We start from the raw sequence: 11,066 nt of genomic DNA, 5'->3' as shown, positions 1-11,066 counted from the left end.
AGCCGGGCAAAGGGCGTGAGCCTACCCGTGTACGCCTGCGTATCGACGGAGACTGTCAGGAGAGTATCCAGATCCCGGCCAACCACACGCGTGCCATTATTTCCCGTATCAAGATCATGGCGAACATGGATATCTCCGAGCGCCGCATCCCGCAGGACGGCAAGTTCAGCGTGCGTATCCAGGGGCGTGAACTGGAGTTTCGTGTGGCGACGCTGCCGACGGTCAATGGCGAAGCGATGGTGTTGCGACTGCTGCAAAGTGGTGAGCCGATCCCGTTCAGCCGCCTCAACTTCAACACCCGCAATGCGCGTGAACTGAGACAGCTGCTCACCCGTCCACACGGTCTGTTGCTGGTGGTGGGCCCGACCGGTTCCGGTAAAACCACCACACTGCATGCGTTGCTTTCCGAACTGAACACCCCGGACCGTAAGATCTGGACGGCGGAAGATCCGGTGGAGATCACCCAGTCCGGCCTGATGCAGGTGCAGGTGCGACCGAAGATCGGTCTCGACTTTGCCGCCGCGCTACGCTCCTTCCTGCGTGCAGACCCGGATGTAATCCTGATTGGTGAGATGCGTGACCGCGAAACAGCCAAGGCGGCGATTGATGCAGCATTGACCGGTCACCTGGTGCTGTCCACCCTGCACACCAACTCCGCGCCGGAAACCATCACCCGTCTGCTGGGCCTGGGGCTCGACCCGGACAACTTCTCCGAAGCGCTGGTGGGCGTGGTGGCACAGCGACTGGTGCGCAAACTGTGCAGCAGCTGCAAACAGCCGTACCAGCCAAGTGCAGAAGAGGTGGAGCTGCTGGTGCGCAAGTCCGGTGATCCGAACCTGCTGCTCACCACCCAATCCACCCTCTACAAACCGAAGGGTTGTTCCGAGTGTGGCAACACCGGTTACCGTGGCCGTATGGCGATCCACGAATTGCTGGTGTCCAGCGACAAGATCCGCGAACTGATCAACCTGAACGCCGATGTGGGGCAGATCACCCGCCAGGCGATGGAGGAGGGGATGACCACCCTGCTGGCCGACGGTGTGGATAAGATCCTCGCCGGAGAACTGGATTACCATCAGCTCAAGCGTGTTGCGGCAGACTAAGCCCAACCATCATCACAGGGAGACGCAGGGATGAACCAGCGCAAGATCCGCATACTGTTTGGCCTGGTTGTCACCCTGCTGGTGCTGATCCCGGTCCTTACCGGCAACCGTCCGTTGTTGCTCGAACGCTTTGAACTGGACCTCTACGACCTGCGCCTGCAGCAGACCCTGGTGAACGAACCTGATCCACGCATCGTGATTGTCGACGTGGACGAAAAAACCATGGTGCATGAGGGACGCTGGCCCTGGAGCCGCGACAAGGTGGGCGCGCTGGTGGATCAGCTGTTTGACCAGTACGGCGTGGCCATTGTGGGCTTCGACGTGGTGTTTTCCGAACCCGATACCCAACTGAGCCAGTACACCCTGCAGCAGATCTCCGAAGGCAAAGCGGACCTGAGCCTGAAAGAACTGCTCAACCTATCCACCTACCTCTATCCTGATCAACGTTTTGCGAGCGCGATCGATGCCCGGCCGGTGGTGTTGGGCTTCCCGTTTGATCATGGCACCCTGGTGAAAACCAACACCAAACAGGTGGGCGCCGTTGCCGCACCGGTAACACCCGCCATCGAACAGATGCAGGACCTGCCGATCCCCACCGCGCAGGGGATGATTGGTAACCTGCCACTGCTGCAGGCACGCACCCTCTGGAGTGGATTCTTTGATAACCCATCGGTGGATACGGACGGTGTGTACCGCCGGGTACCGCTGCTGCAGCGCTATCAGGATCAGTACTACCCATCGCTTTCTCTGGCGATGATGATGGCGTTGTTTGGCGAAACCGAAGTCACACCGGTGCTGGAAGCGGATGCCTCCGGTGAGCTGTTTGCGATCACTGCGGTAGACGTAGCGGGTATCCCGATTCCGGTGGATGAGCGCAGTAACGTACTGGTGCCGTACCGTGGTGAGCAGGGCAGTTTCCCCTACGTATCCGCCACCGATGTGCTGCGTGGCACCGCCGATCCTGCCACGCTGGATGGGGCCATTGTATTGGTGGGCACCACCGCTGCCGGGCTGTTTGACCTGCGTGTGACGCCGATGAGCAACCGTTATCCGGGAGTTGAAGTACACGCTAATATTCTCTCCGGCATGCTGGATGAACGTATCCGACACCAGCCCGATTACACTGTGGCGGTGGAGCTGGTGCAGTTGCTGATCAGTGGTTTGTTGATGTCGTTGCTGATCCCACGTCTATCCGTCACCCGTGGTGCAATCCTCACCACGATCTGGGTGAGCATGTTGGTGGTGTTCAACTTCTACGCCTGGACTGAGCTGATGTGGGTCATCCCACTCGGCTACACCCTGGCACTGGTGGTGTTGCTCTTCATCTTCCAGCAAACCACCGGTTACTTCTTTGAAACCCGCAATCGCATGCAGCTCGCCAACGTGTTTGGCCAGTACATTCCACCGGAGATCGTGGACGAGCTGAACACCGAAGGGGCCGAAGCGCAGTTGCAGGGTGAAAGCCGTGATATGACCGTGTTCTTCTCCGATATCCGCGGCTTTACCGGCCTGTCGGAATCCCTTACACCACAACAGCTGACCCGCATGATTAACGTCTACCTGACACCGATGACCCAGGTGATACACGGCCATCGCGGCACGGTGGATAAGTACATCGGCGACGCGATCATGGCGTTCTGGGGCGCACCCCTGACCAATCCCGAACACCCACGCCACGCGCTGGATGCCGCGATGCAGATGCAGGCGGAGATCCGCAACGTGAACAACCTGCTGCGTAGCGAAGGTTTGCCGGAGATTGAAGTGGGTATGGGATTAAACACCGGCGAGATGAACGTGGGCAATATGGGCTCCAGCTTCCGTATGGCTTATACGGTGATGGGGGATGCAGTAAACCTCGCGTCTCGGTTGGAAAGCCTGACCAAGTTTTTCGGTGTTCCGGTGCTGGTGAGTGGTGAACTGGCCGAGCGTATTCCGGAATACCGCTTTATGGAGCTGGATCGTGCACGGGTGAAAGGGCGTGCCGAACCGGTGGTGTTGTATCAGCCGTTAGGTGTGGCTGCTGAGTTGGATGCCGCTGTGCTGGCCCAGGCCGATCAGTTTGAAGTGATGCTTGCGGATTACCGAGCGCAGCGTTGGGAAGAGGCGTTAGCGGTGCTGGATACGTTGGATGCTGAGGTGATCAGCGGGGTGTTGATCGAGTTGTATCGGGATCGGATTGAGCAACAGATGTGTGCGCCATCCGAAGAGTGGGATGGAGTGCATAACCATGATTCGAAGTGAAGTTTCCACCTGTTCGCCCTGAACGGGCGAGGCAAGGGAGGGTGTAGGCCCTCCCTTACCAATCCCTGCCAACCCCACTACTTGTCGGGCAAAGCCCGATTCCCTGCGCGTTTCCCAAATAAAACGAAGCAAATAAACTCGGCCTTTGGCCTCAGACAAAATTTGCTTTTAATCGTTTTATTTGCGAAATGCTCGGCGGCGTAGAGGGGAATGAGTCCGTGCCGACTGAAACACTAGTGGCATAGATCTCTGGGCTGGCATGGACACACCTCCCTTCAGTGCAGCCGAGCATTGCAGATTTTCCGGGATTAAAGGCGAAATAAGATGGACCCACCTCCCACGTGCCATGATTACCTCAGTAATCCGGGTTCGGCATCGATGAGAGAGGGTCCACACATGAATCAGATTAGCATCTTAGGCATTGATCTCGCCAAGTCGGTCTTCCAATTACACGGTATCGATGTACACGGGCATCGTCGGTTGAGCAAACAGGTGCGGCGCGCGTGCCTAATGAAAACGGTGGCCCAACTCCCGTCGTGTCTGATCGCAATGGAAGCGTGTGGCGGCGCATATTACTGGGCGCGTGAGTTTGAGGCACTGGGACATCAGGTGAAGTTGATACCACCACAATACGTGAAACCCTTCGTTCAGGTGAATAAGAATGATGTCCGTGACGCTCAGGCAATTGCAGAGGCGGCTGCACGTCCGGCAACACCGACGGTACCGCAGAAGTCGGTGGAACAGCAGGATATTCAGGCGATTCATCGTGTTCGGGAGCGTTTAATCCGTGAACGCACAGCGGTGGCAAATGAATTACGCGGTTTGCTGGCGGAAGTGGGAGTAGTGATTCCTTGTGGCAATGTACAAATTGCCAAGCACCTGACTGCTGTACTGGATCAGAATCAGGACAAACTATCAGGTTGTCGCCATCGTTTGATTGAGGAGTTACGGCAACAATGGCTGGAGCGGGATCACCGTATCACAATGTATGACGGGGAGTTAAAGCGCTTAGCGCAACAGGAACCGAGTTGTGCACTGCTCCAAACGATCCCAGGTATTGGGCCTGTCAATGCGACACTGTTGTACAGCTACGTAGGCTCTGTCAGTAGCTATCGATCGGGGCGGCATCTGAGTGCAGCCTTAGGGCTGGTGCCAAAACAATACGCCAGTGGCGGAAAAACGGTACTGAAAGGGATCAGTAAGCAAGGTAATACGCATGTTCGGCGGCAACTGATACACGGTGCCCGCGCCGCCTATAAAGTGCTTAGCAAACCGGGGAAGTCCTCAGCACTAAGGGACTGGGTACAACGGAAACAGGGGAAGCATCCCAATAAAATTATCGTTGCTCTAGCAAATAAGTTGGCCCGGATTTGCTGGGCCGTACTTAAGAAACAAACACCGTACCAAGCGGAAGTATCCGTCGCATAACTCGACAGAGAGGTTTTAACCACAGTGTTGCGCAGACCGTATGACACCATAGATAGGCTCGGCTCACCGCAATCTGGGACAGTCCTTGGCTCTAAGAAGTCTGGCGCGAGATAAGATCGGTGAGCGCACATCTCATAATGGCTCGGGAACATTAAAGTTCCCATTACAGAAGCCGGATATAAGCGTGCAAGCTTACATCTGTGTTGGCAACAGGTTTGCAAAACAGGGTGGGTCCATATAAGGACTGTCTGAGGAGCGCAGCGACGAGTCCCGCAGCCTCCCGGGGAATCGAAACGCACAGGGAAGTTGGCGCAGCCAACCAAACTGTAGGGCTATTGGGGATTGATAAGGGGAGTTCAGCAACTCCCCTTATCTCGCCCTATCTGGGCGGAACGAAGATAGTGATAACAACTAAGAGATTACCTGTAGGGCAACCTTCATGTTGCCGTCAGCCTAAAGGCTGCCCTACAAAAGGTATTTGTAACGAGATCAATCCGGAAGCGTTACATTCACTTCCAGAACAGAACAATCATCATTGCTATCCAGCTGCACTTTCACCTGATCCTGATCGATCGATACGTACTTCTTGATCACGTCGATGATCTCCTGCTGCATCTGCGGCAGGTAATCCGGGTTGTTACGCTTACCACGCTCGTGCGCGACGATGATCTGCAGGCGTTCCTTGGCCAACGCAGCGGAGGTTGGCTCCTTCTTGCTGCGGAAGTAATCAAAGAAGCTCATTAACGGCCTCCCAGGATACGCTGGAAGAAGCCTTTCTTAGGCACCTGCAGGAAGCGGTGTTCCAATTCTTTACCCAGCAGACGCTGAACCGCGTCGTCGTAGGCCTGGCCGGCATCCGCGTCGTTATCCAGAATCACCGGTACACCGGCGTTGGACGCTTTCAGTACCGCTTCGGATTCCGGGATCACACCCAGCAGTGGGATCGCCAGGATATCTTCCACGTCAGCCACGCTCAGCATCTCGCCAGCTTCCACACGGGATGGGTTGTAACGGGTCAGCAGCAGGAACTCTTCCACCGCTTCGCCACGCTCGGCACGGCGGGACTTGCTCTGCAGGATACCCAGGATACGGTCGGAGTCACGTACGGAAGACACTTCCGGGTTGGTGGTCACGATCGCCATATCGGCGAAGTACAGCGCCATCTGTGCGCCTTTCTCGATACCGGCCGGGGAGTCGCAGATGATGTAATCGAAGCTTTCAGACAGCTCGTTCAGAACCGCTTCCACACCTTCCTGGGTCAGTGCGTCTTTGTCGCGGGTCTGGGAAGCTGGCAGCACGTAAAGGTTTTCGGTGCGCTTATCTTTGATCAGCGCCTGGTTCAGGGTCGCTTCCTGCTTGATCACGTTGACGAAATCGTACACCACGCGGCGCTCGCAACCCATGATCAGGTCCAGGTTACGCAGGCCCACGTCAAAATCGATCACAACAGTTTTAAAGCCGTTCAGGGCAAGTCCCGTACTGATAGCTGCACTGGACGTGGTTTTACCGACACCGCCTTTACCGGATGTCACAACAATAATCTTGGCCAATCTAAATCTCCTGGATGTCGCTAGGCAAATAGGTTTTACGGCAGTTTGTGTACCTGCAGGTTCTCGCCTTCCAAGCAAACATAGGCGGATTCCTGCCAGCATTTTTTCTGCAGTGAGTCGCTAAGGATAAAGTTACCGGCGATGGCGACCAGCTCGGCCGACAGGTTCTGGCAGAAGATCTTCGCCTCGGTGTTGCCGTTGACACCGGCCAGCGCACGACCGCGCAGGGCGCCGTAGATGTGGATATCTCCCCCGGCCAGTACCTCGGCACCGGCACTCACCTGTGACAGCACCACCAGATCCCCTTCGGAGTACACCTGCTGACCGGAACGCACCGGACGGGTGATCACCTTGGTTGGGTGGCTGACCAGTTTCTCTTCCACTACCTTTTTCACCACCACCTCAGACTGGGCCTCAGTTGGCTCACTCTGCGGTTGGGTATCCAGATCGGTGTTGCGGCTGTTGGCCGGGATCACCGCCATACCCGACAGGCGGGCGGCGCTCATCAGGCGCTCCGGCACACCCCGCAGGGCCATCGGCTGCAGATGAAACTCGCGGCAGATATCCACAACGGCGTTGAAATCCGGATTCTGGTCTTCTTCCAGTTTCTCCAGGTCGATCACGATCGGTGATTGCTGGAAAAACTGCGGTGCCTGCTCGACCTTACTGGCCAGCTGTTCGGCAAATTCGGCGGTGGAGTAGTGATACAGCTCGATCACAACAGTGCTGACAGCGCTTCCTTTCAGCTGGAAGCAGGCATCGTTCATAGGTTTATCCTTAGCGGAATATATGCGGGACTATACGCGCTGTGCCCCAGACACAGCGGGTTTAGCATTAAACCGTACTCCACTGGCTTTGGCAAAAGCTGTTTTAAATCAGTTGGTTATGTTTTGATCAATATGAGTATTATTCAAACAGAAGCGCCACGGAAGGCATAAATCGGGGCCAATTGCGTAGTTTTACGTAAGGGCAGGGCGCGTTATTACGCAGTCGCCTACGTAGTATTTGTGCGCGTTGTGCGAACTATTCCGAATGTTTGCTCATTAAAGGGCAGGGCAACCTAGAAGGGTCAAGCTCAGGTCCCTTACAGAGTTCAAACTGAGGAATATAAGAACAATGCTAAAACTCAACTTCACCAAGAAACTGATCGCTGCAGCCGCCTGTGTTGCCGCGCTGGCGGCGCCTGCTCAGGCGGCCGATAAAGTCTATCGCCTGAAGATGGCGGAAACCTGGCCAAGCAACTTCCCGATCTTCGGCGATGCGCCACGTAACATGGCGGCCATGGCCGAGAAGATGTCCAACGGCCGTCTGAAGATCACCATCGATTCCAAGAACAAGCACAAGGCACCGTTGGGTATCTTCGACATGGTGCGCTCCGGTCAGTACGACATGGGCCACTCTGCGTCTTACTACTGGAAGGGCAAGGTGCCTAACACCCTGTACTTCACCACCATGCCATTCGGTATGACCGCGCCGGAGCAGTACGGCTGGTTCTATCACGGTGGCGGCATGGAGCTTATGGAGCAGGTGTACAGCAAGTACGGTCTGCTCAGCTTCCCGGGTGGTAACACCGGTAACCAGATGGGCGGTTGGTTCCAGAAAGAGATCAACTCCCTGGACGATCTGCAGGGTCTGAAGATGCGTATTCCGGGTTTTGCCGGTGAAGTTCTGGCGAAGATCGGTGCCAAGCCAACCAATATCCCAGCGGGCGAGCTGTACACTGCACTGGAGCGTCGCACCATCGACGCACTGGAGTGGGTAGGTCCATCCCTCGACCTGCGCATGGGTTTCCACAAGATCGCACCGTATTACTACACCGGCTGGCATGAGCCTGCGACCGAGCTGCAGTTCCTGGTGAACGAGCGTACCTGGAAGAAACTGCCAGCAGACCTGCAGGAGATCTTGCGCGTAGCGATGCGTACCGCGGCGTACGACATGTACATCCAGTCTTACCACGCCTCTGCTGAGAACTGGGAGCAGATGAAAGTGGCGTACCCGGAGATCCAGGTTAAGTCCTTCCCGGCTGACGTGATCGAAGCGATGAAGAGTGCGAACAACGAACTGCTGGCTGAGAAAGCGAAGGCTGACCCGCTGGCGAACGAGATCATCAAATCCCAGATGTTCTACATGCAGAAATCCCGTGTGTGGACCGACATCTCCGACAAGGCGTATCTGAACAGCCTGTCTTCCAACTAAGTTCCGACTCTCCCCGCCGACGGACCTGTTAACCAGGCCGTCGGCTTCTCTCTTTACGAGGCGCTGTTATGTTTCTGCTCCGTCTGGAACGGGCGATTGATGCCTTCTCCGACCTGTTGGGGAAGATCGCTGCCCTGTTATTTGTGCTGATGCTGTTTAACGTCTTCTACGACGTGATCATGCGCTACCTGTTTAACGATGTGTCCATCGGTATGCAGGAGCTGGAATGGCACCTGTTTGCGGCCATGTTCATGCTCGGTGTGCCTTACACCCTGCGCGTGGGTGGCCACGTGCGTGTAGACCTGATCTACGAACGCCTGTCCGGCAACAAAAAGGCCTGGATCGACCTGCTCGGTTCCCTGCTGTTGCTGCTGCCGTTTGCGCTGCTGGTGGCCTGGTACGGCGTCGGATTTGCCCGTGAAGCGTATGAGCTGGGTGAGACCTCCGGCGACCCGGGTGGCCTGCCGTACCGCTGGATCATAAAAGCGGTGATCCCATTCACTTTCTTTGCCATCGCCATCAGTGGTATCGGATTGGCGCTGCGCTCTATCAACACACTGCTGGGTCACCACAAGGTCGCCCACTACCAGCCACCGTCGCACTAACAGGTAAGAGTTATGATCGGAATAGTGATGTTTTTCGTGGCGCTGGGGATGTTGCTGTTTGGCTTCCCGGTAGCCTTTACCTTTGGCGGCGTGGCGCTGCTGTTTGGTGTACTGGCGGAAGGCCCGGATATGTTTGCCTTCATGCCGTTCCGTATCCAGAGCATTATGGAAAACACGGTACTGATGGCCGTGCCGCTGTTTATCTTTATGGGCATCGTGCTGCAGAAAACTCGCCTGGCCGAGCAGCTGCTGGAATCCATGGGTAAGCTGTTTGGCGGTGTACGCGGTGGTCTGGCGATCTCCACCGTACTGGTGGGCGCGCTGCTGGCGGCCTCCACCGGTGTAGTGGGCGCCTCCGTGGTAGCGATGGGCCTGATCTCCCTGCCGGTAATGCTCAAGTACAAATATGACAAATCCCTCGCCTGCGGCACCATCTGTGCCTCCGGTACTCTGGGGCAGATCATCCCGCCATCGATCATCCTGATCATCCTGGGTGACGTGCTGGGTATCCCGGTGGGTGACCTGTTCCAGGCCGCAGTAGGCCCGGGTTTTGTGCTGATCGGTGTATATATCGTCTACATCCTGATCTACACCTGGCTGAAACCGGAATCCGCACCGGCCCTGCCGATGGATGAGGACGTGAACAACAAGCGCGAGCAGTACGTGAAAGCGCTGAAAGCGATTATCCCGCCGCTGGCGCTGATCCTGATCGTACTGGGTTCCATCTTTGCCGGTATCGCCACTCCAACCGAATCCTCCGCACTGGGTGGTATCGGTGCACTGGCGCTGGCGGCGATGTACCGACAGTTCAGCTGGAAGATGGTGTTCGACTCCGCCTCGGAAACCGTAAAAGTGACCGCGATGGTGTTTGCGATCCTGCTGGGTGCGACCGCCTTCTCCATGGCGTTTACCTACACCGGCGGCGACTACATTGTGGAAGAGGTATTGTCCGACCTGCCAGGCGGTGCAACCGGCTTCCTGCTGCTCTCCATGGTGGCGATTCTGGTGCTGGGTTTCTTTATCGATTTCGTAGAGATCAGCTTCATCATCGTGCCGATCCTGGCACCCGTAGCGGATGCGCTGGGTATCGCACCGCTGTGGTTTGCGATCCTGATCGCCATGAACCTGCAGACCAGCTTCCTGACACCACCGTTTGGCTTCAGTTTGTTCTACCTGAAAGGCGTGGCACCACCTGAGGTGAAGACTGTGGATATCTATCGCGGGGTAATGCCGTTCATCCTGATGCAGGTGGCGGTTGTGGCATCCATTCTGCTGTTCCCAGACTTCTACGGACTGACCTGATCGTAGCCCTGTAGCAGCGGTCTCCGACCGCGACATACCTCCCAAGTCAATTGGACTGGATGTCGCGGTCAGAGCCCGCTGCTACAAACCGTTCCACCCCTCGGTAACACGGACACTGGACTTTACGTGTTGTCGATTCCTTCTGTCCTCATCTAGGAATGAGGGTTGCCCTCGGTGTGGTTATCGCATCGGGGGATTTTTTATTTTGGCGAAGGGGCTCCTCCGCACCCTGTAGGGCTGGGTCGTCGTCATCGAAGGTGATTACCCTGCCAAACGCCCATCGGGCGTTCCTTCCCTAGCGTTCGTTCTTACCCATCGTGTCGCCGCAAGGATCTTGGACACAGATCGCCTTGTCAGAGCTGCCTATACGGCAGTGAGCCAGAAAGAGATGGCTGAAACCATCAAGTTCCTTTTCTGAGCTGCCTGTACGGCAGTGAGCTGCCACACCAGCCGTCTGTGACATACGGGTGATTTCTGAGCTGCCTATACGGCAGTGAGCATCAGGATCGCCGCGCAGTGGCACGCGATAACTTTCTGAGCTGCCTGTACGGCAGTGAGCTGCCACACCAGCCGTCTGTGACATACGGGTGATTTCTGAGCTGCCTATACGGCAGTGAGCATCAGGATCGCCGCGCAGTGGC

At 56.4% G+C, this 11,066-nt stretch carries 10 protein-coding genes; 6 read left to right on the top strand and 4 right to left on the bottom strand.

Going from position 1 to position 11,066, the window contains the following annotated elements; genetic code table 11:
- From ACEQ15_RS03730 to ACEQ15_RS03720, 3 genes are all read left to right on the top strand, one after another.
- Positions 1–1,103 (top strand): GspE/PulE family protein (locus ACEQ15_RS03730; protein ID WP_370277705.1); only part of this gene is annotated, 1,103 nt, incomplete at its 5' end.
- Between the two features lie 30 nt (positions 1,104–1,133).
- A complete protein-coding gene (locus ACEQ15_RS03725) occupies positions 1,134–3,344 on the top strand; it encodes a CHASE2 domain-containing protein (protein ID WP_370277704.1) in 2,211 nt (736 codons plus the stop codon).
- Positions 3,345–3,740: 396 nt separating this feature from the next.
- Positions 3,741–4,772, top strand: a complete 1,032-nt coding sequence (locus ACEQ15_RS03720; RefSeq protein ID WP_370277703.1) for an IS110 family transposase — start codon at positions 3,741–3,743, stop codon at positions 4,770–4,772.
- Positions 4,773–5,261: 489 nt separating this feature from the next.
- On the opposite strand, the gene minE is transcribed toward ACEQ15_RS03720, so the two are convergent.
- From minE to minC, 3 genes are read right to left on the bottom strand one after another with little or no spacing between them, the layout of a single operon-like run.
- Positions 5,262–5,513, bottom strand: a complete 252-nt coding sequence (gene minE, locus ACEQ15_RS03715; RefSeq protein WP_370277702.1) for a cell division topological specificity factor MinE — start codon at positions 5,511–5,513, stop codon at positions 5,262–5,264.
- On the bottom strand, positions 5,513–6,322 hold the full coding sequence (gene minD, locus ACEQ15_RS03710; RefSeq protein ID WP_370277700.1) for a septum site-determining protein MinD: 810 nt from the start codon (positions 6,320–6,322) through the stop codon (positions 5,513–5,515). Before minD ends, minE begins: the two co-directional genes overlap by 1 nt.
- A 35-nt stretch (positions 6,323–6,357) precedes the next feature.
- A complete protein-coding gene (gene minC, locus ACEQ15_RS03705) occupies positions 6,358–7,089 on the bottom strand; it encodes a septum site-determining protein MinC (RefSeq protein ID WP_370277699.1) in 732 nt (243 codons plus the stop codon).
- Positions 7,090–7,438: 349 nt separating this feature from the next.
- On the opposite strand from minC, the gene ACEQ15_RS03700 reads away from it, so the two are divergent.
- The 3 genes from ACEQ15_RS03700 to ACEQ15_RS03690 all read left to right on the top strand — a co-directional run bounded on the left by ACEQ15_RS03700 (position 7,439) and on the right by ACEQ15_RS03690 (position 10,425).
- On the top strand, positions 7,439–8,518 hold the full coding sequence (locus ACEQ15_RS03700; protein WP_370277698.1) for a TRAP transporter substrate-binding protein: 1,080 nt from the start codon (positions 7,439–7,441) through the stop codon (positions 8,516–8,518).
- Between the two features lie 68 nt (positions 8,519–8,586).
- Positions 8,587–9,123, top strand: a complete 537-nt coding sequence (locus ACEQ15_RS03695; RefSeq protein ID WP_370277697.1) for a TRAP transporter small permease subunit — start codon at positions 8,587–8,589, stop codon at positions 9,121–9,123.
- A gap of 12 nt (positions 9,124–9,135) precedes the next feature.
- Positions 9,136–10,425 (top strand): TRAP transporter large permease subunit, encoded by a 1,290-nt coding sequence (locus ACEQ15_RS03690; RefSeq protein ID WP_370277696.1) that lies wholly within the window; start codon positions 9,136–9,138, stop codon positions 10,423–10,425.
- A gap of 295 nt (positions 10,426–10,720) precedes the next feature.
- Here the strand turns inward: ACEQ15_RS03690 and ACEQ15_RS03685 are convergent.
- Positions 10,721–11,066, bottom strand: a 346-nt coding sequence (locus ACEQ15_RS03685; RefSeq protein WP_370277695.1) for a hypothetical protein, incomplete at its 5' end; no start/stop codon positions are given.

Source organism: Pontibacterium sp. (assembly GCF_964228735.1).
Taxonomy (GTDB): Bacteria; Pseudomonadota; Gammaproteobacteria; order Pseudomonadales; family Balneatricaceae; genus Pontibacterium.
The sequence above is the reverse complement of the archived record's forward strand: the minus strand, read 5'-3'. Positions and strand labels throughout refer to the sequence as shown.

Coding starts and splice junctions, on each gene's coding strand:
- ACEQ15_RS03725 (WP_370277704.1), top strand. CDS start 1,134: ATGAACCAGCGCAAGATCCGCATACTGTTTGGCCTGGTTGTCACCCTG.
- ACEQ15_RS03720 (WP_370277703.1), top strand. CDS start 3,741: ATGAATCAGATTAGCATCTTAGGCATTGATCTCGCCAAGTCGGTCTTC.
- minE (WP_370277702.1), bottom strand. CDS start 5,513: ATGAGCTTCTTTGATTACTTCCGCAGCAAGAAGGAGCCAACCTCCGCT.
- minC (WP_370277699.1), bottom strand. CDS start 7,089: ATGAACGATGCCTGCTTCCAGCTGAAAGGAAGCGCTGTCAGCACTGTT.
- ACEQ15_RS03700 (WP_370277698.1), top strand. CDS start 7,439: ATGCTAAAACTCAACTTCACCAAGAAACTGATCGCTGCAGCCGCCTGT.
- ACEQ15_RS03695 (WP_370277697.1), top strand. CDS start 8,587: ATGTTTCTGCTCCGTCTGGAACGGGCGATTGATGCCTTCTCCGACCTG.
- ACEQ15_RS03690 (WP_370277696.1), top strand. CDS start 9,136: ATGATCGGAATAGTGATGTTTTTCGTGGCGCTGGGGATGTTGCTGTTT.